Annotated in this window: 23 protein-coding genes, 2 pseudogenes and 1 other annotated feature; of the genes and pseudogenes, 22 read left to right on the top strand and 3 right to left on the bottom strand. The window is 49.9% G+C overall.

Going from position 1 to position 24,395, the window contains the following annotated elements; genetic code table 11:
- Positions 1–4: 4 nt before the first annotated feature.
- Positions 5–2,389 (bottom strand): endonuclease MutS2, encoded by a 2,385-nt coding sequence (locus tag ACTNCH_RS09305; RefSeq protein ID WP_441018761.1) that lies wholly within the window; start codon positions 2,387–2,389, stop codon positions 5–7.
- Between the two features lie 126 nt (positions 2,390–2,515).
- On the opposite strand from ACTNCH_RS09305, the gene ACTNCH_RS09310 reads away from it, so the two are divergent.
- The 6 genes from ACTNCH_RS09310 to ACTNCH_RS09335 are packed head-to-tail and all read left to right on the top strand — an operon-like array spanning position 2,516 to position 7,718.
- A complete protein-coding gene (locus ACTNCH_RS09310) occupies positions 2,516–3,787 on the top strand; it encodes a S1C family serine protease (protein WP_441018763.1) in 1,272 nt (423 codons plus the stop codon).
- A gap of 33 nt (positions 3,788–3,820) precedes the next feature.
- Positions 3,821–4,765 (top strand): 3'-5' exoribonuclease YhaM family protein, encoded by a 945-nt coding sequence (locus ACTNCH_RS09315; RefSeq protein WP_441018765.1) that lies wholly within the window; start codon positions 3,821–3,823, stop codon positions 4,763–4,765.
- A 5-nt stretch (positions 4,766–4,770) separates the two neighbouring features.
- Entirely contained in the window at positions 4,771–6,138 is a 1,368-nt protein-coding gene (gene rlmD, locus ACTNCH_RS09320; protein ID WP_441018767.1) for a 23S rRNA (uracil(1939)-C(5))-methyltransferase RlmD, read from the top strand.
- A 24-nt stretch (positions 6,139–6,162) separates the two neighbouring features.
- Positions 6,163–6,552: a DUF3783 domain-containing protein gene (locus ACTNCH_RS09325; RefSeq protein ID WP_441018769.1), complete on the top strand. Its 390-nt coding sequence runs from the start codon at positions 6,163–6,165 to the stop codon at positions 6,550–6,552.
- Between the two features lie 4 nt (positions 6,553–6,556).
- Positions 6,557–7,324 carry a sigma-70 domain-containing protein gene (locus tag ACTNCH_RS09330; protein ID WP_441018771.1) on the top strand — a complete coding sequence of 256 codons (768 nt, stop codon included), beginning with the start codon at positions 6,557–6,559 and terminating at the stop codon, positions 7,322–7,324.
- A gap of 1 nt (position 7,325) precedes the next feature.
- On the top strand, positions 7,326–7,718 hold the full coding sequence (locus tag ACTNCH_RS09335) for a zinc ribbon domain-containing protein (protein ID WP_441018773.1): 393 nt from the start codon (positions 7,326–7,328) through the stop codon (positions 7,716–7,718).
- A 46-nt stretch (positions 7,719–7,764) separates the two neighbouring features.
- Here ACTNCH_RS09335 and ACTNCH_RS09340 read toward each other — a convergent pair whose 3' ends face one another.
- On the bottom strand, positions 7,765–7,971 hold the full coding sequence (locus tag ACTNCH_RS09340; protein WP_178039330.1) for a cold-shock protein: 207 nt from the start codon (positions 7,969–7,971) through the stop codon (positions 7,765–7,767).
- A 279-nt stretch (positions 7,972–8,250) separates the two neighbouring features.
- Between ACTNCH_RS09340 and larE the strand changes: the two genes are divergently transcribed.
- Positions 8,251–9,066 carry an ATP-dependent sacrificial sulfur transferase LarE gene (gene larE, locus ACTNCH_RS09345; protein ID WP_441018776.1) on the top strand — a complete coding sequence of 272 codons (816 nt, stop codon included), beginning with the start codon at positions 8,251–8,253 and terminating at the stop codon, positions 9,064–9,066.
- Positions 9,067–9,126: 60 nt separating this feature from the next.
- Here larE and ACTNCH_RS09350 read toward each other — a convergent pair whose 3' ends face one another.
- Complete coding sequence (locus ACTNCH_RS09350; protein WP_441018778.1) at positions 9,127–9,516, bottom strand: metal-dependent transcriptional regulator; 390 nt, start codon at positions 9,514–9,516, stop codon at positions 9,127–9,129.
- A gap of 283 nt (positions 9,517–9,799) precedes the next feature.
- On the opposite strand from ACTNCH_RS09350, the gene rpmG reads away from it, so the two are divergent.
- The 15 genes and pseudogenes from rpmG to ACTNCH_RS09425 all read left to right on the top strand — a co-directional run bounded on the left by rpmG (position 9,800) and on the right by ACTNCH_RS09425 (position 24,322).
- Entirely contained in the window at positions 9,800–9,949 is a 150-nt protein-coding gene (gene rpmG, locus ACTNCH_RS09355) for a 50S ribosomal protein L33 (RefSeq protein ID WP_158361839.1), read from the top strand.
- A gap of 24 nt (positions 9,950–9,973) precedes the next feature.
- Positions 9,974–10,195, top strand: a complete 222-nt coding sequence (gene secE, locus ACTNCH_RS09360; protein ID WP_441018781.1) for a preprotein translocase subunit SecE — start codon at positions 9,974–9,976, stop codon at positions 10,193–10,195.
- 10 nt (positions 10,196–10,205) lie between these two features.
- The gene (gene nusG, locus ACTNCH_RS09365) at positions 10,206–10,721 is read left to right on the top strand and encodes a transcription termination/antitermination protein NusG (protein ID WP_441018783.1); all 516 of its coding nucleotides are present in this window, start codon (positions 10,206–10,208) and stop codon (positions 10,719–10,721) included.
- Between the two features lie 108 nt (positions 10,722–10,829).
- Positions 10,830–11,255, top strand: coding sequence for a 50S ribosomal protein L11 (rplK, locus tag ACTNCH_RS09370; RefSeq protein WP_441018785.1), 426 nt, complete (start codon positions 10,830–10,832; stop codon positions 11,253–11,255).
- Between the two features lie 79 nt (positions 11,256–11,334).
- Complete coding sequence (rplA, locus tag ACTNCH_RS09375; protein ID WP_441018787.1) at positions 11,335–12,027, top strand: 50S ribosomal protein L1; 693 nt, start codon at positions 11,335–11,337, stop codon at positions 12,025–12,027.
- Between the two features lie 44 nt (positions 12,028–12,071).
- Positions 12,072–12,212 (top strand) — a sequence feature (ribosomal protein L10 leader region).
- Between the two features lie 70 nt (positions 12,213–12,282).
- The gene (gene rplJ, locus ACTNCH_RS09380; RefSeq protein WP_441018789.1) at positions 12,283–12,774 is read left to right on the top strand and encodes a 50S ribosomal protein L10; all 492 of its coding nucleotides are present in this window, start codon (positions 12,283–12,285) and stop codon (positions 12,772–12,774) included.
- Between the two features lie 93 nt (positions 12,775–12,867).
- A complete protein-coding gene (gene rplL / locus ACTNCH_RS09385; protein ID WP_441018791.1) occupies positions 12,868–13,242 on the top strand; it encodes a 50S ribosomal protein L7/L12 in 375 nt (124 codons plus the stop codon).
- Positions 13,243–13,510: 268 nt separating this feature from the next.
- The gene (rpoB, locus tag ACTNCH_RS09390) at positions 13,511–17,437 is read left to right on the top strand and encodes a DNA-directed RNA polymerase subunit beta (protein WP_441018793.1); all 3,927 of its coding nucleotides are present in this window, start codon (positions 13,511–13,513) and stop codon (positions 17,435–17,437) included.
- 17 nt (positions 17,438–17,454) lie between these two features.
- Complete coding sequence (gene rpoC, locus ACTNCH_RS09395; protein ID WP_441018795.1) at positions 17,455–21,132, top strand: DNA-directed RNA polymerase subunit beta'; 3,678 nt, start codon at positions 17,455–17,457, stop codon at positions 21,130–21,132.
- 80 nt (positions 21,133–21,212) lie between these two features.
- Positions 21,213–21,532: pseudogene (locus ACTNCH_RS09400) on the top strand (tyrosine-type recombinase/integrase); the annotation flags it as partial.
- Positions 21,533–21,673: 141 nt separating this feature from the next.
- The gene (locus tag ACTNCH_RS09405; protein ID WP_441018797.1) at positions 21,674–21,991 is read left to right on the top strand and encodes a helix-turn-helix domain-containing protein; all 318 of its coding nucleotides are present in this window, start codon (positions 21,674–21,676) and stop codon (positions 21,989–21,991) included.
- Positions 21,992–22,108: 117 nt separating this feature from the next.
- Positions 22,109–22,780, top strand: a pseudogene (locus tag ACTNCH_RS09410) (ImmA/IrrE family metallo-endopeptidase).
- A 60-nt stretch (positions 22,781–22,840) separates the two neighbouring features.
- The gene (locus ACTNCH_RS09415) at positions 22,841–23,356 is read left to right on the top strand and encodes a Fic family protein (protein WP_441018799.1); all 516 of its coding nucleotides are present in this window, start codon (positions 22,841–22,843) and stop codon (positions 23,354–23,356) included.
- Positions 23,357–23,681: 325 nt separating this feature from the next.
- Positions 23,682–24,062, top strand: a complete 381-nt coding sequence (locus ACTNCH_RS09420) for a TnpV protein (protein ID WP_441018801.1) — start codon at positions 23,682–23,684, stop codon at positions 24,060–24,062.
- Positions 24,059–24,322: a DUF6809 family protein gene (locus tag ACTNCH_RS09425; RefSeq protein WP_441018803.1), complete on the top strand. Its 264-nt coding sequence runs from the start codon at positions 24,059–24,061 to the stop codon at positions 24,320–24,322. Before ACTNCH_RS09420 ends, ACTNCH_RS09425 begins: the two co-directional genes overlap by 4 nt.
- The last annotated feature ends 73 nt before the right edge of the window (positions 24,323–24,395 follow it).

Below are 24,395 nucleotides of genomic sequence, written 5' to 3' on the forward strand. Positions count from 1 at the left end.
TTTTTTACTCCTGTTTAAAGGTTGCGATTGTAACGCCTGCGTCTCCCTCGCCGAATTCACCCATGCGGTAGGATTTCACATATTTATTGCGCTTCAGGAGCCCCTGTACGGCCTTCCGGAGAGCGCCGGTTCCCTTACCGTGTACGATACGGACAGAGGGCAGATGGGCCAGGTAAGCGTCGTCCAGGTATTTATCCAGGTGCGCCAGGGCCTCGTCTACGGTCATGCCGATGAGGTTGATTTCGGTGCTCACGCTGGCAGATTTGCTCATTTTGATCTTACCTGCGCTGGTACGCTGGAACTGCTTGGCGGTGATGACAGCCTCCTCCACCAGCTCCAGATCCGTAAGCTTCACCTGGGAACGTAAGATTCCCATCTGGACATAGAGATTTCCCCGGGCGTCGGGCAGGGAACTGACGGTACCCTGCAGGTTCAGGCTGAGCACCTTGACCGTATCTCCCAGATGCAGGTCGGAGGCCTTCAGAGCCTTCTTCGGCTTTTTCTCCACCTCCCGGGTCAGGGTCTTTTCGGTCTTTTTCATACGCTCCCGGAGCTTGGCGCGCTCTGCTTCCATCTCGCTGGCAGATATGTTAGCCTTGCCAAACTTATGGAAATTCTTCATGGTTTCGTCGGCGTAGTCCTTTGCTTCCTGCAGCACCTTTCGGGCCTGCTCGTTGGCTTCCTGTAAAATGCGGTCGCGCTGGGCTTCCAGCTTCTCCTGCTTCTTCTCCAGGGCTTCCCGGAGAGAGCGGATCTCTTCTTTGTGCTCCCGGATCTCTGCCTGCTCCATCTCGATGGTCCGGCGGCTGCTCTCCAGATCGGACAGCAGATCCTCGAAGCTTTCGTTCTGTTCGCTTAAGTGTCCCCTGGCGTCCTCAATCAGGAAGTCGGGCAGTCCCAGCTTTCTTGAGATAGCAAAGGCGTTACTCTTACCGGGAATACCGATGAGCAGTCGGTAGGTGGGACTTAAGGTTTCCACATCGAACTCGCAGCAGGCATTTTCTACCCCTTCTGTGGAAAGGGCAAAGACCTTCAGCTCGCTGTAATGGGTGGTGGCCATGGTGCGGATGCCCATTTTGTGTAAATGGGAAAGAATCGCGATGGCCAGCGCGGCGCCCTCGGTGGGGTCGGTTCCTGCGCAGAGCTCGTCAAAGAGTACCAGTGAATTCAGGGACGCCTCCTTCAGAATCCGGATGATATTGGTCATATGGGAGGAGAAGGTACTTAAGGACTGCTCGATACTCTGCTCGTCGCCGATATCCGCGTACACATCGTCAAAGACTGCAAGCTTAGAATTCTGGGCGGCAGGAATATGCAGTCCGGCCTGTCCCATCAGGGTCAGAAGTCCGGTGGTTTTCAGGGAAACTGTCTTACCGCCGGTGTTGGGGCCGGTGACAATCAGAAGATCGTAATCCTGTCCCAGGCGGATGGTGACGGGCACCACCTTTTTGGGATCCAGCAGAGGGTGGCGTGCTTCCTTGATGTAAATCTGCCGGTTTTCATTGAATTCCGGCCGGGTGGCCTTCATATTCTTTGCAAGTCTTGCTCTGGCGAAGATGAAATCCAGTGTAGTCAGAAGCTCATAATCCTCCGCCAGCTCTTCGGTACAGAGGGCGGTCTGATTGCTCAGAGCCTCCAGTACGTGTTCAATTTCCTCCTGCTCCTTCAGATATAATTCCTTTAAATCGTTATTCAGTTTTACAACGGCCATAGGCTCCACGAACAGGGTGGAACCGGTGGAGGACTGATCATGAATCATGCCGGGCACCTGGCTGCGGTATTCGGCCTTGACCGGGATACAGTAGCGGCCGTTTCGCTGGGTAATCACCGCGTCCTGCAGGTAGGTTCTCGCGGAACCATTTACCATGCCGGAAAGGGTGGAATGAATCCGGTCGTTGGCGGCCAGAATGGAACGGCGCACGTGATGGAGGGCGGGACTGGCATCGTCGCTTACCTCGTCCTCAGAGAGGATGCAGCGGCGGATTTCAGAGGAAAGCTGGGTACAGGGCTCCAGAGCGGAAAAGAGCGGATCCAGGGAGTCCGGCTCCTCCTCCCGTCCGTCGTTCTGACGGGCGTACTGTTTGGCCCGGGCGGCTGTCTCCAGAAGGGAGCAGACATCCAGAAGCTCCGGGATATTTAAGGTGCTTCCGATCTCCAGACGCTTCAGGGAGGCACGTACATCCTTCGTACCGGAGAAGCCCACGCTGCCTCTGCGGTAGAGTCTTGTGAGCGCGTCCTCCGTTTCCTGCTGGGCGGCGGTAATCGCCGTCAGATCCTGCATGGGGGTAAGTTCCATACAGCGCTTGCGTCCGCCCGCACTTCCCGCCTCGGCAGCCAGACGCTCAATGATTTTATAAAATTCCAGTGTGTGATAAGCTTTTCTATTCATAATACCCAAAGTATACCGCAATTTTGCGGGAAAGAAAAGGGGTTTTATTTGTGGACAGCCATAGTAAATTGTATTAAAATAAAACATATCGGGATATGATTCCCCAGAGCGTCAGGGAGGATTTCTATGGCTGAAGACAAAAGATCAAACAATGAGGAATTTTCCTTTATCAAAGAAAAGATTAAAAAACAGCCCTTTTATCAAAACAAAAAATTCCGCCGTCTGTGCTGGTGGCTGCTGGTGTCGGCCCTTTGCGGCGCGATGGCCTGCTTTGTGTTTGTAAAGCTGGAGCCCTGGATGGAGCAGAAGTTTGGAAAAGAGGAAAAGACGGAGATTACCATTCCCAGAGACAATGAGGAAACGGACGAACCGGTACAGGCGCCGTCCCAGGAGCAGCCGGTGATCATTACGGAAGCCCAGGAGCTGGAGCTTACGGATTATCAGAAGCTGTATGGCAAGCTGCGGGCCGTGGCCGCGGAGGCCGGAAAAAGTCTGGTGACGGTGACGGCAGCCAGCAGTGATACGGACTGGTTTAATGAGACCTACGAGAGTCAGCGGGAGATCTGCGGGGTTCTGGTGGGCAATAACGGTGTGGAGCTTCTGGTGCTTACGCCCTACGAGCCGGTGAAAGATGCCAGCTATCTGCAGGTGACATTTACAGATGGGAAAATCCAGGAAGCGGTCCTGAAAAATTATGATAAGATAACGAATATGGCGGTTTTAAGCGTCAGTCTTGCCTCGCTGGAGGAAAGTACGGCAGAAGCGGTGAAGATTGCGGATCTGGGAAGCTCCAAGTCCCTGAAGGCCGGGGACAGCGTGATTGCCGTAGGCAGCCCTGCGGGCTTTTCCGGTTCCCTGAAGTTCGGTAATCTGGTGGCTTCCGGCCATAAGACCAGCGTGGTTGATGGCGAGTATCGTCTGCTGATTACGGATATGGAGCGTTCTGAAGAGGGTACCGGCGTGCTGGTAAACCTGGACGGACAGGTGGTGGGACTGATAGAAAATACCTATCTTCATGCCTCCAATGAACGGGCGCTGACGGCCTATGCTATTTCCGATATGAAGGCGGTCATCGAACACCTGTCCAACAGTCAGGATCTGGTCTACATGGGCATTCGGGGAATCCGGGTGACAGCAGAGATCGCGGAGAACCAGGAAATTCCCATGGGCGTCTATGTGTCGGACGTGGAAGCGGATTCTCCGGCCCTGAACGGCGGCCTGCAGGCAGGCGACGTCATTACGGAGATCAATGGAAAGGCAGTAAACAGCGTGGCGGAGATGCAGGAAATGCTCCTGAAATTTTCCAAGGATCAGGTAATTCAGACCAAGGTGATGCGCAAGGGAAAAGAAGAATATAAAGAAATTACGTGCAGTGTGAAGCTGGATGTGCTAAAATAGTGGTTCGGATATCAGAATGAGGAGAATATAGAGATGAAATATATTGAAACAATCCGGGAAGGCGAGCGTATTTCCGGCATTTACCTGTGCAAGCAGCGTCAGTCTGCAGTTACAAAAAATGGAAAATCCTATGAAAACCTGATTTTACAGGATAAGACAGGTGTGGTGGACGCCAAGATCTGGGACCCCAATTCCCAGGGGATCGATGATTTTGACGCCCTGGATTATATTGATATTATGGCGGAGGCTACCAGCTTCCAGGGCGCGCTGCAGCTGAATGTGAAGCGGGTGCGGAAGGCCCATGAGGGTGAATACAATCCGGCGGATTATCTGCCGGTCAGTGAGCGTGACGTGGAGGAGATGTACCAGGAACTGATGGGCTACGCCAATCAGGTACAGGAACCCCATCTGCGGGAGCTCTTAAAGAGCCTGTTCGTGGACGATGCGGAATTTATCAAAGGCTTCAAGTTTCATTCCGCAGCCAAGACGGTGCATCACAGCTTTGTGGGCGGCCTTCTGGAGCACACATTAAATGTGACAAAGCTTTGCGAATACTATGTGCGGAATTATACCTATCTCAACCGGGATCTGCTGTACACAGCGGCCATGTGCCACGATATCGGCAAGGTTTATGAGCTTTCGGATTTCCCGGAAAATGACTATACAGACGAGGGACAGCTGCTGGGCCATATTGCCATGGGTAGTGAGATGGTGGCGGAACGGGCCCGTCAGATTCCCGGATTCCCGAAGAAGCTGGAGAATGAATTGAAGCACTGTATCCTGGCTCATCACGGAGAGCTGGAGTACGGTTCTCCGAAAAAACCGGCTCTGGCAGAGGCCATGGCGCTGAACCTGGCGGACAACACAGACGCGAAAATGGAGACTATGAAGGAGATTTTCAAGACAGCGGGACAGAACACAGGCTGGCTTGGCTACAACCGCTTCTTTGAGTCCAATCTGCGTAAGACGGAGGTTTAATACTGGTGAAGAAGAACGATTTGGTGGAACTTACAATCGAATCGATGGGAAGCGCAGGAGAGGGGATAGGCAAAATTGATGGCTATCCCCTTTTTGTGAAGGATACCTTTCCCGGAGACAGGGCCAGGGTCAGCCTGACCAAGGTGAAAAAGACCTATGCCTTCGCAAGGCTTGTGGAGCTTCTGGAGCCGTCGCCGGATCGGGAGGAGCCCCGGTGCGCCCAGTACAGACGCTGCGGCGGCTGTCAGATTCAGGGACTGGCGTATGAAAAGCAGCTTCTATATAAAGAGGAAAAGGTACGGGAGGATCTGAAGCGTCTGGGAGGTTTCGCGGATCCGCCGGTTCAGGCCGTGCTGGGAATGGACGAGCCCTACCGCTATCGAAACAAGGCCCAGTTTCCTTTTGGAAAGGACAAAGAGGGACGGGTGGTGACCGGTTTCTACGCGGGCCGGACCCACAGCATTGTGCCGGAGACGGACTGCGCTCTGGGAATAGAAGAAAATCAGATTATTTTGAATAAAATTCTCAGCTTTATGAACGAGAATCAGATCGAGCCTTACGATGAGGCCACGGGAAAAGGGCTGCTGCGCCATGTACTGATTCGGAAGGGCTTTGCCACAGGGGAACTGATGGTGAGCCTGGTGATCAACGGAAAAGGTTTTCCGGAGGTTGAGAAGCTGGCAGACCGGCTTTTTGAGATTCCAGGAATGACCAGTCTGACGCTGAATGTCAATCAGAAGAACACCAATGTAATTCTGGGAGAGCAGATCATTCCGGTGCGGGGACGGACCTATATTACGGATAAAATCGGCGATATCAGCTACCGGATTTCGCCCCTGTCCTTCTATCAGGTGAATCCGGTGCAGACGGAGAAGCTGTACGGCACAGCCCTGGAATTCGCGGGTCTGACCGGTCAGGAGACCGTCTGGGAGCTTTACTGCGGCATCGGAACCATTTCCCTTTTCCTGGCGCAGAGCGCCCGGAAGGTATATGGGGTGGAGATCGTGCCCCAGGCTGTGGAGGACGCAAAGCATAACGCAGAGCTCAACGGCATTTCCAATGTGGAATTTTATCTGGGCAAGGCGGAGGAGGTTCTGCCTGAGAAATACGAAAAAGAGGGAATCCATGCGGACGTTATCGTCATCGATCCGCCCCGGAAGGGCTGCGATCCGGCCTGTATCGAGACAATGCTGCAGATGGAGTCGGAGCGTATCGTCTACGTGAGCTGCGATCCGGCCACCTTTGCGCGGGATCTGAAGCTTCTCTGCGCAGACGGCAGATATGAGCTTCGGAAGGTGCAGCCGGTGGATATGTTCCCCCAGACCGCAGGGATCGAAAACGTGGGCCTTTTGGTCCGCAGAGAGCGGGAATAAAACAGGAAAGGAGCCCAGAAAGGTATGACTGTAAGAAAAGAACTTGTGCTTTATTATACGCCGGAGAAATCCGACGCGGATCGGATGCTGAAGGGCGTGCTGGTGCGCATGGGAATCCGGATTCGGAATCTGACGCCGGAGCAGACCGGTGAAAGGGTAGGCGCCCTGGCCGGGCTTTCGGACTTTGAGCAGGAGGCGGCAGAGTGTCCCGTGATTCCGGAAAAAATGCTGATTTTGCATGGCTTTGGCAATCAGCGCCTGCAGGAGCTTCTGGCAGGACTTCGGAAAGCCAAGGTTCCTCCCATTGCGCTGAAGGCGATGGTGACTGAGCACAATGCGGATTGGACGCTTTATGAGCTGTATCAGGAGCTTCTGGCTGAGCATGAGAAAATGACCGGACAAAAAGGAGAGTAAATATATGGAAAAAGAAGCTTTTCAGAAACGCCTGGAGGATCTGGGCGAGCTGGCGAAAATCAACCAGAACCGTCTGAGCACGGATGCGGTGAAGACGTTTTTAAAGGATATGGATCTGACGGAGGAACAGTATAACCTGGTATTCGCCTATCTGGCCTCCAAGCTGATTACCGTAGAGGGCTATGTGCCTGCGGCCGGAGAAGGAAAGGAAGGCGCGCCGGAGCTGACGGAGGAGGAGCAGAATTTCCTGAACCAGTATGAGGAGGACTTGAGCTACCTGAGCATGCTGGGCGAGGAGGAACTGCTGGAGCTCTGCCGGGAGGTGGAGGAAAGCGGTGACAGCGACGCCAAGGCCCGCCTGACGGAGCAGCTGCTTCCGGATGTGGTAGAGACGGCGAAGCGCTACACAGGCAGAGGCCTGCCTCTGGGCGATCTGATCCAGGAGGGCAATATCGGCCTGATGCTGGCGCTGGAGACGCTGGGTCTTCGGGAAGGGGAATGCACTGCGCTGGATTACCTGAAGGCAGAGATTGAGAAGGCGGTCAGCGAAGCCCTGGAGGATCAGCAGACGGAAAAATCTGCGGGCGAGCTGCTGGCGGATCGTTTAAATGAGCTGAGCGACGGAATCAGGGAGCTGTCCGGAGAGCTGGAGCGTCAGGTATCGGTGGAGGAGCTGTCGGCGTTTATGGATATGCCGGTGGAAGAGATCGAGGATCTGCTGAAGCTGGCGGGCGAGGGCACCGGAGACGACGGCGGGGAAGGACAGAATTAAGATGTTTTTTATCATGGGAATCAATCAGGAGCAAAAGGATCTGGGAAGCTTCGGCCCCTATATCTGTGGAGCCTGCGGCAGCTACGGACGCTATCAGGTTTACATCACATACATGTGCCTGAGCCTGTTTTTTATTCCGCTTTTCAAATGGAGTAAAAGATATTACGTACAGACCAGCTGCTGTCAGAGCCTGTATGAACTGAATCCGGAGGTAGGAAAACGGATTCAGAGGGGAGAAACCATGGAGATCCGAACAGAGGATATGACGCTTGTGCGCCGCGGAAGCGGTGGCTGGCAAAATACGGCACAGCGTCGGGTCTGTCCGGTCTGCGGCTATGAGACGGAAGAGGATTTTGCCTACTGTCCGAAATGCGGCGCCCGGATGGAAAAATAGGTACGAAAAAGGCACCCCGGATGGGATGCCTTTATTTAGAAGCGACTTACGCTACTACTACAACGTTGGTAGCCTGCGGTCCACGATTTCCTTCGGTTACATCGAAGGTAACGGACTGGCCTTCCTCCAGAGTCTTGAAGCCATCAGCAACGATGCCGGTGAAATGTACGAATACATCCTCGCCTGTCTCAGAGTTGGTGATGAAGCCGTATCCCTTTGTTCCGTTGAACCACTTAACAGTACCCTTGTTCATAAATGAAGCCTCCTATAACTATAGAAAATAATTTGGTGTCTCATGCGCTCCCGAAAATAAAAAAATCACATGTTTTTGTAAAGCATCAAAGTGAACGATGACTTACAAAAACATGTGAATCAATCCTCTTCGAAAATACATTTAAACGACGTTATTATATCCCGAAAATGGCAGAAAGTCAAGGAAAACTTATTTCCTATAAAAAAACTGGGCATTGATCCGGACATCGATTTACGGTATGCTCAGAGGTAAGAAAAAAATAGAAGCAGGAGGAGAAATATGCAGAATGAAGCAGAGCGGAAGCTGGAGGCTTTGAAAGCTTATTTAAGGGAGCTGGGAAGTGTGGCTGTGGCCTTTTCCAGTGGGGTAGATTCCACATTTTTATTGAAGGCAGCCCATGAGGTGCTGGGAGACAGGGCCATTGCCATAACGGTCAGCTCCAGCTCCTTTCCAAAGCGGGAGCTGACGGAAGCAAAAGCATTCTGTGAACAGGAGGGGATCCGCCATGTTATCTGTGAATCGGACGAACTGGCGATCGAGGGATTTGCCCAGAACCCGCCCGACCGCTGCTATCTGTGCAAACGGGAGATTTTCCAAAGGATAAAAAAGCTGGCGGCAGAGAATGGGATCGCTTACGTGGCAGAGGGCTCCAATATGGACGACAACGGCGATTACCGTCCGGGTCACAGAGCCATCGCGGAACTAGAGATCAAGAGTCCCCTGCGAAAAGCGGAGCTTACGAAACAGGAGATCCGGGAGCTTTCCAGAGAGCTGGGACTGCCCACCTGGGATAAGCCGTCCTTTGCCTGTCTGGCCTCCCGTTTCGTGTACGGGGAAACCATTACAAGGGAGAAGCTAGGCATGGTAGAGAAGGCGGAGCAGCTGCTTCTGGACTATGGCTTTCATCAGGTGCGGGTACGGATCCACGACAACCTGGCCCGCATTGAGGTGCTGCCGGAGCAGTTTGACCGGATGATGGAGGAGAAGGTCCGCACCGACGTGGTGGCAAAGCTGAAGGAGTACGGCTTTTTGTACGTGACGATGGATTTATCCGGATACCGAATGGGAAGTATGAATGACGGATTGAAAAAATAAGGGAATCCAAAGAACGCCTGGCGGATTGTGCGAAATCCGTCAGGCGTTCTTGAGCATGTCTTAGGAAAGCTGGGTATCCTGAAGATACTTTTTGATCGCCGCGAAGCTCTCCTCACTGATATCGTGCTCCATGCGGCAGGCGTCCTCTATAGCGATCTCCGGGGACACGCCGAGGCGGATCAGCCAGCCGGAGATGACAGAGTGGCGTTCGTAGACGGTGGAAGCCAGCTTCTGGCCTTCGCCGGTCAGAGAAAGGTAGCCCTCCTCGGATACCTTTACATAGCCCTTCTGGCGCAGATTTTTCATGGCTACGCTGACACTGGGCTTGGAATAGCCCAGCTCGTTGGCCACGTCGATGGAACGCACTTGGGGCTTCTGCTTACTTAAGATAAGAATCGCTTCCAGATAATCCTCAACGGATTCTTCGGATTTATGTCTCTGATAATTCATATGGAAATAGTCTCCTTCTCCTTGTTCCGGCTATTGCCTGAATTTTGCGTACTTATAATAGTTAGATTTTAACATTTTGCCGCAGGAAAGGCAAGCCTTTAATCAGGAGGAAAAATCAATGGACAGTGGAAGAAAAAGCTTGACAGACTATACTTTATCATGCTATGATATCAGGGCGAATGGAAGTAGGCTTTTTTTTTATGCCTAAAAAACGACAGATGAGATATGCCGGCATGCGTATCGAAGCTGTCCAGCAAGCAAAAAATAAGCGGAGGTGGAAGTCGTGCGCGTAAAGATCACATTGGCATGTACGGAGTGCAAACAGCGTAACTACAACATGACAAAAGAGAAAAAGAATCATCCGGACCGGATGGAGACGAACAAGTACTGCAGATTCTGCAGAAAGCACACACTGCACAAAGAAACAAAATAAGATGCAGGAAAGGATAGTGGGACGATGAGCGAAGCAGCAGAAAAGGCCACTAAGAACACCGATAAACCGAAGAAAAGCTGGTTCAAGGGTCTGAAGGCGGAATACAACAAGATTGTATGGCCGGACAGAAAGACCGTGATAAGACAGACGGCAGCCGTAGTGCTTACGTCAATTGCTCTGGGAGTTGTAATCAAGCTTCTGGACATTATCCTGTCTTATGGAATCGATATGCTGATTAGTTTATAGGAGTGAGAAAATGGCAGAGGCAAACTGGTATGTAGTTCATACTTATTCCGGATACGAGAACAAGGTTAAGGCCAACATTGAGAAAACAATTGAAAACAGACACCTGGAGGAGCAGATTCTCGAAGTGAGAGTTCCGCTGCAGGACGTGGTTGAGATGAAGAACGGCACCAGAAAACAGGTTCAGAAGAAGATGTTTCCCGGTTATGTTCTGATTAACATGGTGATGAATGACGACACCTGGTACGTTGTGCGCAATACCCGTGGTGTGACCGGCTTTGTCGGACCGGGATCGAAACCGGTACCTCTGACAGAAGAGGAGATGCGGCCGCTCGGAATCCAGTCTGAAAACGTCGTAGTAGATTTCAAAGAGGGAGACACCGTAACGGTTACAGGCGGCGTATGGGCCGACACAGTAGGCGTTATCCAGGATATCAACCAGGGTAAGCAGTGCGTAACCATCAACGTGGATCTGTTCGGCAGAGAGACGCCGGTCGAGATCAGTTTCTCGGAAATCAAGAAAATGTAATGCATCCCGGCAGAAACAGAATTGTTTTTGCAGGATGGCAACTATCACACGAAGCATGTGGGAGGGAGAAACCCGAATGCCCGCAATTACCACAAGGAGGTGCCTAAAATGGCAAAGAAAGTAACAGGTTATATTAAATTGCAGATTCCTGCTGGAAAGGCAACACCGGCTCCGCCCGTTGGTCCGGCTCTTGGACAGCACGGTGTGAACATCGTAGAGTTCACAAAGCAGTTCAACGCAAGAACCGCAGATCAGGACGGAATGATTATTCCGGTTGTTATCACAGTTTACGCAGACAGATCTTTCAGCTTCATCACAAAGACTCCGCCTGCAGCAGTTCTGCTGAAGAAGGCTTGCAAGCTTCAGTCCGGTTCCGGAGTTCCGAACAAGACTAAGGTTGCTTCCATCAGCAAGGCTGAGCTTCAGAAGATCGCAGAGATCAAGATGCCGGACCTGAACGCAGCGAACATCGATTCCGCAATGAGCATGATCGCCGGAACCGCTCGCAGCATGGGTATCACTGTAGAAGAGTAATTCGAAACTGTTATAACAAAAGTCAGACGTGGGAGGGAAAACCCTGAATCCCGCAATTACCACCAGGAGGTTATTTGATATGAAACATGGAAAGAAGTATGTTGAGGCTTCTAAGCTCTACGACAAACAGACTCAGTATGATAGAGATGAGGCAGTAGCTATCGTAAAGAAGCTTGCTACCGCAAAATTTGATGAGACCATCGAGGCTCACATCCGTACAGGTTGTGACGGACGTCATGCAGATCAGCAGATCCGTGGCGCTGTTGTACTTCCGCACGGAACCGGTAAGACTGCACGTGTGCTGGTATTTGCAAAGAACGCAAAGGCAGATGAGGCACTGGCAGCAGGCGCAGATTTCGTTGGAGCAGAGGAACTGATTCCGAAGATCCAGAACGAAGGATGGCTTGATTTCGACGTAGTTGTAGCTACACCGGACATGATGGGCGTTGTAGGACGTCTGGGACGTGTACTTGGACCGAAGGGTCTGATGCCGAACCCGAAGGCCGGAACTGTAACTATGGACGTTACCAAGGCAATCCAGGAAATCAAAGCTGGTAAGATTGAGTATCGACTGGACAAAACTAACATTATCCACGTGCCGATTGGAAAGGCTTCCTTCACAGAGGAGCAGTTAGCGGACAACTTCCAGACGCTGATTGATGCAATCAATAAGGTTAAGCCGGCAGCTGTAAAGGGCCAGTACCTGAAGAGTGTAACCATCGCTCCGACCATGGGACCGGGCGTAAGACTGAACACAGCAAAGCTTGGTTAATCAAAAATATTGGTTGACATTCATAAAAAGATGTGCTATGCTTTCATAGCATGTAACACGACCCGAAGACAGCAGGTGCCGCAAGGCATAAGTTGAACACGCCTGCCGAGGACGATATACATTCACTTTGAATGATTTTTCGAAACCTCTCTGTCTTCCCGGCAGAGAGGTTTTTTGTATCAGGAATTCGACAAAATCGATTCCTTCGTATATCGGGTTGGTGAACACATAGACTAATAAGGAGGTACACCACTCATGGCAAAAGTCGAGCTGAAGAAACCGGTTGTAGAAGAGATTTCCGCAAATATCGACGGTGCTCAGTCCGTTGTTCTTGTTCAGTACTGCGGTTTAACTGTAGATCAGGATACAAGACTTCGTAAAGAGCTCAGAGAAAACGGAGTTATCTACAAGGTTTACAAGAATACGATGATGAACTTTGCATTCAAGGGAACAGCATGTGAGAGCCTGGCTCCGCAGCTGGAGGGACCGAACGCAATTGCAATCTCCAAAACAGATGCAACTGCTCCGGCACGTATCCTTGCGAAGTTCGGTAAAGAGGCTCAGGCCCTTCAGATTAAGGGCGGTATCGTAGAGGGAACATACTACGACGCAGCTGGTATGGCTGAGATCGCAAAGGTTCCGTCAAGAGAAGAGCTTCTTGGCAAGCTGCTTGGCAGCATTCAGTCTCCGATCACAAACCTTGCCCGCGTTCTGAACCAGATCGCAGAGTCCAAGGCAGAGGCGTAGGCTACAGGTACTTAAGGAGTGCGTAGCACGAATTTCGTACAAGAATTTCAAAAATAACGAAATATTAAAATCAAAAATCAGGAGGAAAATAAAATGGCAAAGTTAACCACCGCTGAGTTTATTGAAGCGATCAAAGAGTTATCCGTATTAGAGCTGAACGAGCTGGTAAAGGCTTGTGAGGAAGAGTTTGGCGTATCTGCAGCAGCAGGCGTTGTAGTTGCAGCAGCAGGCGAGGGCGCAGCAGCAGCTGAGGAGAAGGATTCCTTCGACGTAGAGCTGACAAGCGCTGGCGATGCAAAGGTTAAGGTTATCAAGGTTGTTCGTGAGGTAACTGGTCTGGGTCTGAAGGAAGCTAAGGATCTGGTAGACGGTGCACCGAAGGTTCTGAAAGAGGGCGTTTCCAAGGCTGAGGCTGATGAGCTGAAGGCTAAGCTTGAGGAGCAGGGAGCAACTGTAACTCTGAAATAAGTTTTACAGAGCTTAGAAAGCCGGGCGGAGTAATCTGCCCGGCTTGTTTTAAATCGGAATAAAAACATCTGCAAAAATCACGAATCTATCCAAATACAGTTCTGAAAAAAATCTCCATAAATCACAAAAAATACTTGACTTAGACCTTGCTTTATGGTATCATGTACGGTGCACTATTGTGGTGAGCTAGGCTCTGAATTCATTAGGCGCTTTTGTGCAAAATGACGAAATGTGCAATACTTCCATATTAAATAAGGGGTGAACGTCAATGGAAAAGAACAGAATACGTCCGGTCACAACCGGTAAGAACTTCAGAATGAGCTATTCCAGACAGAAAGAAGTCCTGGAGATGCCGAACCTCATAGAGGTCCAGAAGGATTCCTACGATTGGTTCCTTCGGGAAGGTCTTCGAGAAGTGTTCGATGACATCTCTCCCATCGCCGATTACAGCGGACGTCTGAGTCTGGATTTTGTGGACTTCACGCTCTGTACCGGTGAGGATGAGCTCAAATATACGATTGAACAATGCAAGGAAAGAGATGCGACTTACGCAGCTCCCCTGAAGGTAAAGGTACGTCTTTATAATAAAGAGACAGACGAAATCAATGAACATGAAATTTTCATGGGTGACCTGCCGCTGATGACGGAGACAGGTACATTTGTGATCAACGGCGCAGAACGTGTTATCGTCAGCCAGCTTGTTCGTTCCCCTGGAATTTACTATGCGATTGATCATGATAAATTAGGAAAGGGCCTCTATTCCTGTACGGTTATTCCGAACCGTGGTGCATGGCTGGAGTATGAGACAGATTCCAACGATGTATTTTATGTACGTGTAGACCGTACCAGAAAGGTTCCCGTAACAGTTCTGATTCGTGCTCTGGGCTACGGAACCAACCCGGAGATCGTAGATCTGTTCGGTGAGGAGCCGAAGATCCTGGCAACTCTGGCAAAGGATACGGCAGAGAGCTATCAGGAAGGTCTTCTGGAGCTGTATAAGAAGATCCGTCCGGGCGAGCCGCTGGCAGTGGACAGCGCGGAGAGCCTGATCATGAGTATGTTCTTCGATCCCAGAAGATACGATCTGGCAAAGGTTGGACGTTACAAATTCAATAAAAAGCTGATGCTGCGCAACCGGATTACCGGTCATGTGCTGGCAGAGGATGTGGTAGATACACAGACCGGAGAGATTCTGGCAGAGGCAGGCACCGAGGTAAGCCGCGAGCTGGCAGATGAGATCCAGAACGCAGCCGTACCGTTCGTTATGATTCAGACAGAGGAACGCGATGTCCGCGTAATCTCCAGTATGATGGTAGATCTGCGCTACTACGTAGATGTAGATCCGGAGGAGCTGGGTATTACAGAATTAGTATATTATCCGGCGCTGAAAAAGATACTGGAAGAAAATGAAAGCATCGAGGATATCAAGGAAGCGATTAAGCGCGAGATCCACGAGCTGATTCCGAAGCATATTACCAAGGAAGATATCATTGCTTCCATCAACTATAACCTGCATCTGGAGTATGGTATCGGTAACGAGGACGATATCGACCATCTGGGTAACCGTCGTATCCGTGCGGTAGGCGAGCTGCTTCAGAACCAGTACCGTATCGGTCTTTCCAGAATGGAGCGTACCGTACGTGAGCGTATGACTACCCAGGATCAGGACAACATTACACCGCAGTCCCTGATTAATATCAAGCCGGTAACTGCTGCAGTGAAGGAGTTCTTCGGATCCTCCCAGCTGTCACAGTTCATGGACCAGAACAACCCGCTGGGCGAGCTGACACATAAGCGTCGTCTGTCCGCACTGGGACCGGGCGGTCTGTCCAGAGACCGTGCAGGATTCGAGGTTCGAGACGTACATTACTCCCATTACGGAAGAATGTGCCCCATCGAGACCCCTGAGGGACCGAACATCGGTCTGATCAACTCTCTTGCGTCCTACGCAAGAATCAATGAGTACGGCTTTATTGAGACTCCGTACCGTAAGATTGACAAGGAAGATCCGAAGAATCCGCGTGTCACAGAAGAGGTAGTCTATATGACCGCTGATGAAGAGGATAATTATCATGTGGCGCAGGCGAATGAGCCGCTGGACGAAGAGGGACATTTCATTCATAAGAATGTATCCGGTCGTTACCGCGAGGAGACCCAGGAGTACGAGCGCTCCATGTTCGATTACATGGACGTATCTCCGCGAATGGTATTCTCTGTAGCGACAGCGCTGATTCCGTTCCTGCAGAACGATGACGCGAACCGTGCGCTGATGGGATCCAACATGCAGCGTCAGGCCGTGCCGCTTCTGACCACAGAGGCTCCGGTAGTCGGAACAGGAATCGAAGTTAAGACTGCGGTAGACTCCGGCGTATGCGTAGTTGCAAAGCATGACGGTGTGGTAGAGCGTTCCGTATCCAATGAGATTACCATCAAGTGTGAGGACGGAACCAAGGACGTATATCGTCTGACCAAATTCTCACGAAGCAACCAGAGCAACTGCTACAACCAGAGACCGGTTGTATTTAAGGGCGATAAGGTAAAGAAGGGCGACGTAATCGCAGACGGTCCTTCCACCTCTGGCGGAGAGCTTGCGCTTGGTAAGAACCCGCTGATCGGCTTTATGACCTGGGAAGGCTATAACTACGAGGACGCGGTACTCTTAAGTGAGCGTCTGGTAGAGGATGATGTATACACCTCAATTCACATTGAGGAATATGAGGCAGAATCCCGTGATACCAAGCTGGGACCGGAAGAGATCACAAGAGACGTTCCGGGCGTAGGCGATGACGCGCTGAAGGATCTGGACGAGCGTGGAATTATCCGTATCGGTGCAGAGGTCCGCGCAGGCGATATTCTGGTAGGTAAGGTTACTCCGAAGGGAGAGACAGAGCTTACCGCAGAGGAGAGACTGCTGCGCGCCATCTTTGGTGAGAAGGCCCGCGAGGTCCGTGATACCTCCCTGAAGGTACCGCACGGTGAGTATGGTATTGTCGTAGACGCCAAAGTATTTACCAGAGAGAACGGCGACGAGCTGTCTCCGGGCGTAAATCAGGCAGTCCGTATCTATATTGCCCAGAAGCGTAAGATTTCCGTAGGAGATAAAATGGCAGGCCGTCACGGAAACAAGGGTGTCGTTTCCCGTGTACTTCCGGTAGAGGATATGCCGTTCCTGCCCAACGGACGTCCGCTGGATATCGTACTGAACCCCTTGGGCGTGCCGTCCCGTATGAATATCGGACAGGTGCTGGAGATTCATCTGAGCCTGGCTGCGAAGGCCCTGGGCTTCAACGTTTCCACACCGGTATTCTCCGGCGCGAACGAGAGCGATATCATGGATACGCTGGATCTGGCAAACGATTATGTAAATCTTCCGTTCGATGATGCGGAGTGCGCGGAGTGGAAGGAAAAAGGCGAGGAAACCACAGCAGACGGTAAGCCCTGGGCTGGCGAGACCTTCCTCGGAAAGCACGGCGAGGAACTGCATCCGGAGGTTGTACAGTATCTGGATGAGAACCGTGAACACAGAAAGCTCTGGAAGGGCGTTCCGATTTCCAGAGACGGAAAGGTGCGGCTGCGTGACGGACGTACAGGCGACTACTTTGACGGCGCTGTAACCATCGGTCACATGCATTACCTGAAGCTGCATCACCTGGTAGACGATAAGATTCATGCCCGTTCCACAGGACCGTACTCCCTGGTTACTCAGCAGCCGCTGGGTGGTAAGGCACAGTTCGGTGGACAGCGTTTCGGAGAGATGGAGGTGTGGGCTCTGGAGGCCTACGGCGCATCTTATACCCTGCAGGAGATTCTGACCATGAAGTCCGACGACGTAATCGGTCGTGTAAAGACTTACGAGGCCATTATCAAGGGTGATAATATTCCGAAGCCGGGTATTCCCGAGTCCTTCAAGGTACTTCTGAAAGAGCTTCAGTCCCTGGGTCTGGATGTGAGAGTACTGAGAGAGGATAATACAGAGGTCGAGATCATGGAGACCAGCGAGTACAGCGACAGCACCGACCTGCGCTCTATCATTGAGGGAGACCGCCGCTATAAGGACGATGAGGATTCCTATGGCGATTACGGTTTCAGCAAGCAGGAGTTTGACGATGGAGGAGAACTGGTTGACGTAGAAGAGAATCCGGACGATGCTGACGAGGATTTCTCTGATTTCGACGGAGATTTTGAAGAAGAATAAGGAAGGGAGTGCCATTCATGCCAGAAACAACGAATCAGGCTGTATATCAGCCGATGACCTTTGACGCGATTCGGATTGGACTTGCGTCCCCGGAGAAGATCCGGGAGTGGTCCAGAGGCGAGGTTAAAAAGCCGGAGACCATCAATTACAGAACTCTGAAACCGGAAAAAGACGGCTTATTCTGTGAAAGAATCTTCGGACCCAGCAAGGACTGGGAGTGCCACTGCGGAAAGTACAAGAAGATTCGCTATAAGGGCGTAATCTGCGACCGTTGTGGAGTAGAGGTTACAAAATCCAATGTCCGCCGTGAGCGTATGGGCCATATCGAGCTGGCCGCTCCGGTGTCCCATATCTGGTACTTCAAGGGCATTCCCAGCCGTATGGGACTGATCCTTGACCTGTCTCCCCGTACACTGGAGAAGGTACTGTACTTTGCTTCCTACATCGTACTGGATGCAGGCGACACAGAGCTGCAGTACAAGCAGGTGCTGTCTGAGAAAGAGTATCAGGATATGCGCGAGAAGTATGGCAGCCGCTTCCGTGTAGGGATGGGTGCAGAGTCCGTAAAGGAACTGCTGCAGGCCATCGATCTGGAAAAGGAGTCCGCAGAACTGAAGGCAGGCCTGAAGGAGGCCAGCGGACAGAAGCGTGCCCGTATCATCAAGCGTCTGGAGGTCGTAGAGGCCTTCCGCGAGTCCGGAAATAAGCCGGAGTGGATGATCCTGGATGCGGTTCCGGTTATCCCGCCCGATCTGCGTCCCATGGTACAGCTGGACGGAGGACGTTTCGCAACCTCCGACCTGAACGATCTGTATCGTAGAATTATCAACAGAAATAACCGTCTCGCCCGTCTTCTGGAGCTGGGCGCGCCGGATATCATTGTCCGCAACGAGAAGCGTATGCTGCAGGAGGCGGTAGACGCCCTGATCGACAACGGACGCCGTGGCCGTCCTGTTACCGGCCCGGGCAACAGAGCGCTGAAGTCCCTGTCTGACATGCTGAAGGGTAAATCCGGACGTTTCCGTCAGAACCTTCTGGGTAAGCGTGTTGACTATTCCGGACGTTCCGTTATCGTCGTTGGTCCGGAGCTGAAGATTTATCAGTGCGGTCTCCCGAAGGAGATGGCGATCGAGCTGTTCAAGCCCTTCGTTATGAAGGAGCTGGTACAGAACGGTACCGCGCACAACATCAAGAGCGCAAAGAAAATGGTAGAGCGTCAGGTACAGCCGGAGGTATGGGATGTACTGGAAGACGTCATCAAAGAGCATCCGGTTATGCTGAACCGTGCTCCTACTCTGCATCGTCTTGGTATCCAGGCCTTCGAGCCGATTCTGGTAGAGGGTAAGGCTATCAAGCTGCATCCGCTGGTTTGTACCGCATTTAACGCGGACTTCGACGGAGACCAGATGGCAGTGCATCTTCCCCTGTCCGTAGAGGCACAGGCGGAGTGCCGTTTCCTTCTGCTCTCTCCGAACAACCTGCTGAAGCCGTCTGACGGAGGCCCCGTGGCCGTACCGTCTCAGGATATGGTCCTGGGTATCTATTACCTGACACAGGAGCGTCCGGGCATTCAGGGTGAAGGCAAGTTCTTTAAGAACCTGAACGAAGCAATTCTTGCGTATGAAAATAAAATTATCCGTCTGCAGTCCAGAATCAAGGTCCGCGTAACAAGAACCATGGCAGACGAAACAGAGATGTCGGCTATCGTAGAGTCTACCCTGGGCCGCTTCCTCTTCAATGAGATTCTGCCGCAGGATCTGGGTTTTGTAGACCGTACGATTCCGGGCAATGAGCTGGTACTGGAAGTAGACTTCCACGTAGGCAAGAAGGGTCTGAAGCAGATTCTGGAGAAGGTTATCAATACACACGGAGCCACCAGAACCGCAGAGGTGCTGGACGATATCAAGGCTATGGGATACAAGTATTCCACCCGTGCGGCTATGACCGTATCCATTTCCGACATGACCGTGCCGCCTGAGAAGCCGGAGCTGATTCAGAAGGCACAGGATACCGTAGATAAGATTACACGTAACTATAAGCGTGGTCTGATTACCGAGGAAGAGCGTTATAAGGAAGTTGTTGAGACCTGGAAGGACACGGACGCAATCCTGACAAAGGCACTGCTGGATGGTCTGGATCGTTACAACAACATCTACATGATGGCTGACTCCGGAGCCCGTGGTTCCGATAAGCAGATCAAGCAGCTTGCAGGTATGCGAGGACTGATGGCTGATACAACCGGTCACACCATCGAGCTTCCTATCAAGTCTAACTTCCGTGAGGGTCTGGACGTTCTGGAATACTTCATGTCAGCGCATGGAGCACGAAAGGGTATGTCCGATACCGCTCTGCGTACCGCAGACTCCGGTTACCTGACCCGTCGAATGGTAGACGTATCCCAGGATCTGATTGTCCGCGAGGTGGACTGCTGCGAGGGCAAGGACGAGATTCCGGGTATGGTAGTAAAAGCCTTCATGGACGGCAAGGAAGAGATCGAGAGCCTGCAGGATCGTATTACAGGACGTTTTGCGTGCGAGACGGTATACGACAAGGACGGCAATGTACTCGTTAAGGCAAATCATATGATTACGCCGAGACGTGCAGCCGCTATTATAAAAAATGGCGTAGATAAAGACGGCAACCCCATTGACAGCCTGAAGATCCGTACCATCCTGACCTGTAAATCACACATCGGTGTATGCGCGAAGTGCTACGGCGCGAACATGGCTACCGGTGAGGCTGTACAGGTAGGTGAGGCAGTCGGTATCATCGCGGCACAGTCTATCGGTGAGCCGGGTACCCAGCTGACCATGAGAACCTTCCACAGCGGCGGTGTCGCAGGTGGAGATATCACACAGGGTCTTCCCCGTGTCGAGGAGCTTTTCGAGGCAAGAAAGCCGAAGGGACTTGCAATCATCACAGAGATCGCCGGAACCGTTACCATTCTGGATACCAAGAAGAAGCGCGAGATTCAGGTGACAGCCGCAGACGGCGAGTCCAAGGTATATCTGATTCCTTACGGTTCCCGTATCAAGGTTCAGGACGGACAGGTACTGGAGGCCGGCGACGAGCTGACCGAAGGTAGCGTGAACCCCCACGATATCCTGAAGATCAAGGGCGTACGCGCCGTACAGGATTACATGATCCGTGAGGTTCAGCGTGTATACCGTCTGCAGGGTGTAGAAATCGCCGACAAGCATATCGAGATGCTGGTACACCAGATGCTGAAGAAGATTCGCATCGAGGACAACGGAGATTCCGAGTTCCTGCCGGGTACACTGGTAGATATTCTGGAGTATGAGGATGCCAATGAGCGTCTGATCGCAGAGGGCAAGCAGCCCGCAGAAGGAAAGCAGATTATGCTTGGTATCACCAAGGCGTCTCTGGCTACAAATTCCTTCCTGTCTGCAGCGTCCTTCCAGGAGACCACCAAGGTTCTGACAGAGGCCGCTATCAAGGGTAAGGTTGACCCGCTGATCGGTCTGAAGGAGAACGTACTGATTGGTAAGCTGATTCCGGCCGGAACCGGTATGAAGCGTTATCAGAACGTAAAACTGGATACCGATGTGGACGAAGAGGCTGAGCTGGATTTCGATGAAGACATCGATCTGGACGAAACTCTGGATCTGACAGAGGCAGAGGACGAAGCGGAAGCTTTGGAAGCTGAGGAAGCAGAAGATCTGACCGAAGAATAAGAAAGAAGAAATAGGACCATTCGTTTATGCGAAAGGTCCTATTTCTTGTTGTATCAGCAATAAAATAAACCACCTGCTATGTGGCCATGCACTGGCAACATCGCTTCAATCATATGGTTGGTAGGTACAACGACATCTACAGAGTGCAGATGTCAAACATCACGCCTCATGTGTGCAGGCATACCTACTGTAGCAACCAAGCTAAAGCCGGTATGAATCCTAACTTCAGTATCTTATGGGACATTCTGATATAAGCGTCACGATGAATGTGTATACGCATATCAGCTTTGACGATGCCGAGGAAGAGCTGCGAAAGCTTGAGAAGTTCAGAAAGGCACAGGCAGAGATAGAAAAGAAAAATGAGAAACCGATGTCACAGAAGATGTTTAAGGTTGTGTAATACAGAAGAGTGGTAGCGCTCCGGCTTTTGATGGCTGGGGCGTTATTTATATAAAATGTTAGAAATACTAACAAAAAACTGTTGCGAAATCTAACGACACGGATTATAATGAATTAGCTGGCATTTTAAGGAGGAAGAACAATGATGGGTATTAATGAGAGAATTAAGAATTTTAGAAACCAGCTTCATCTTTCACAGGAGTACGTCGCTAATTTTTTGGGAATTAATCGTGCAACATATACTCAGATGGAAAATGGTAAGAGAAAAATCACAGCAGAAGATGTTTCAAGACTGAGTGAGTTATTTGGTGTAACAGCAGATGCTTTATTAAATGAAAATAAGATAAGTCAGCCAGCGACAGTGTTTGCAAGAAGCTTTGAAAAGTTAGATGAGAATGATCAGGCTGAAATTATGAATTTGATTAAGTTCAAAGAGCAGATGAAAATGCAGAGGAGTTAAATGGTATATTTTAAATCAAATGCTAAGAATTATGGAGATGCAGAAAGTATGGCGGCCGCATATTTGGCTGCCTATTTTGGTAATTCAGAGATAGAATATCCTATTAGCCCGTTCAAAATGTTGAAAAACGAAGGGGTTAGTTTTGTGATACGAAATTTTAATAAGCTGGAAGGCGTATATGTACCCTCTCAGTCAGATAACGATATAGCTATAGTAGGTATTAATTCCAATAGACCAATTACTAGACAAAGATTTACTGCGACACATGAGTTGTGTCATCACTTTAGAGATGCGGATAAACAGGTTGCTTGTCCAATAGGTTAAAAGAATGCATCTGAATACTTCGCTGATGCATTTGCTTCGGCTTTATTAATGCCAATGGGTAAGCTGAAGGTAAAAGTGAATGAGTATAAAGACTCCAATGGAAATGTCAATTTTGATGATATATTAAAAATAGCAGATTACTTTGGAGTTAGTTTTGAATCGTATGTAAGAAGAATTGCATATAAAATACATGCTGTTGAAGGCGATATTGAGAGCAAAGAATTGACAAAGAGAATCAGAAAATATAAGCCGGACATAAAAAGAAAAGAATTAGAAATGTCTTATGAAAATTTGTATTCTGATTTGATAGATAACTATGCTGAACAGTTGAGATTTGCTCCAAATAAACATGCTAAATATGTATTTGAAAATACATATATTTATAATGATAGTAGGATGGAAGGGCTAGATGTTTCTATTGAAGAAGCATCAGAAATCGTAACTGATTTGCGTAACAATTTGTAAAATAGCCAATATTGTACGGAAGAAAATGAAGCATACTTATCTGTTGCAGGGCATTATTTAATGTATCAAGATATTTTTGCCTTGCCGGTTAAAGATTCGTTAAATGTATATGATTCATTTAAACTAAATAAAGATTTGTTCGCATACTATCCACATCCAGAGTTTGGTGGCAATCCAAGACAGAATAATGTAGTGATTTCGGGCGCTAAGTTTGAGGCAGTAGACTACCATGATATTTTTAGTGAATTAGCCAAAGTGGATGCTGATGTAAGAAAGTTTTTTGAAGAGAAATCCAACATTAAAGTGAGTGATTATATTAAACATGTAATTAGAGTGCATCATAGAATTACAGTAATTCACCCTTTTCCAGAAGGTAATGGAAGAACAACGAGGGCATTTATGAATGTCCAGTTGGTAAGAGCTGGCCTAACTCCTATATACATAAAAGTTGAAGAAAAGAAAAACTATATAGCAGCATTAGAAAAAGCTGATGTTAAAAAGAACTATGATGACTTATATGAGTGTATATTTAGAGTAATGCTTAGGTCGCATGTAGAATTGAGTATAAATCCTTAGTAGTAAGAATTTTCGTTTTACTACCAACTTTACTACTAACAGGTAGTAGCAACTTGCTAAATCTTGCTCTAATTTGCCACAATCTATAATTTCAGAGCATATCACCATAACCCCAGAAACCCTTGCAAAACAGGGCATTCCGGGGCAAATCAAGGAGAAACTAAACTATGAATAAAGTACTTTTCATCTGCCACGGCATTATTTGTAGAAATCTCTAAAAACCCAGTAATATCAAGGTTTTTCTGACTTGAGGGTGGTGTTACTACACCACTACTACACCAGTGAGTCTCGATGTGACAAAAATCATGAAATCGAGGTCAAGTTTATGGAAAACAAAATGAACATCAATGATATGAATTATGTGCTGGCAGGAGATTACTACATTCCGGATCTGAAACTCCCTAACGAAGAACGAACCATTGGAAAGTACGGTCGGATGCACCGTGATTATCTCAAGGAACACAAGCCGATGAGGTTCAATGATCTGGTTCTGGAAGGTCAACTTTGGACTTATCTTGCCGATCTGAATGAGCAGGCGCAGAGCAGATTGCAGCTGATAATAAGGCAGGTGCAGGAAGCCGAGTCAGTGACTGATGAATTGAAAGAGAATGACCAGATGGCTTGGATCAAGGCTATGAACAGCATCCATAACTGGGCAGAGGAAATTGTCCTCCGAGAATTAATTTACGGGGAGGATGTGGTATGAGCTTGCTGGAAGAATTTTGGTATGGCAATATTGAGCCAATGGAATATGATACTTCTTCCTGCAAGGAGTATAAGAAGCTACTGGAGCTTATCTGTAGGAACGAAGAAAAGCTCCGAGCTACCATGACGGATGAGCAGAAGGAGCTGTTTGAGAAATACACAGATTGCGTGCGTGAGTATCAGACCATTACGGACTGCCTGCTGTTCCAGAACAGTTTTAAGTTGGGTGCCAGGATGATGGTTGAGATTATGGAAGATTAACAATCCAAAAACAAGGCTGGATATTACTTCGAAAGAGGTAGTATCCAGCCTTTTGATTTGTGCGTTGGTTGCT

The organism is Candidatus Merdisoma sp. HCP28S3_D10, from assembly GCF_052065835.1.
In the GTDB taxonomy this organism is placed as follows: Bacteria; Bacillota; Clostridia; order Lachnospirales; family Lachnospiraceae; genus Laedolimicola.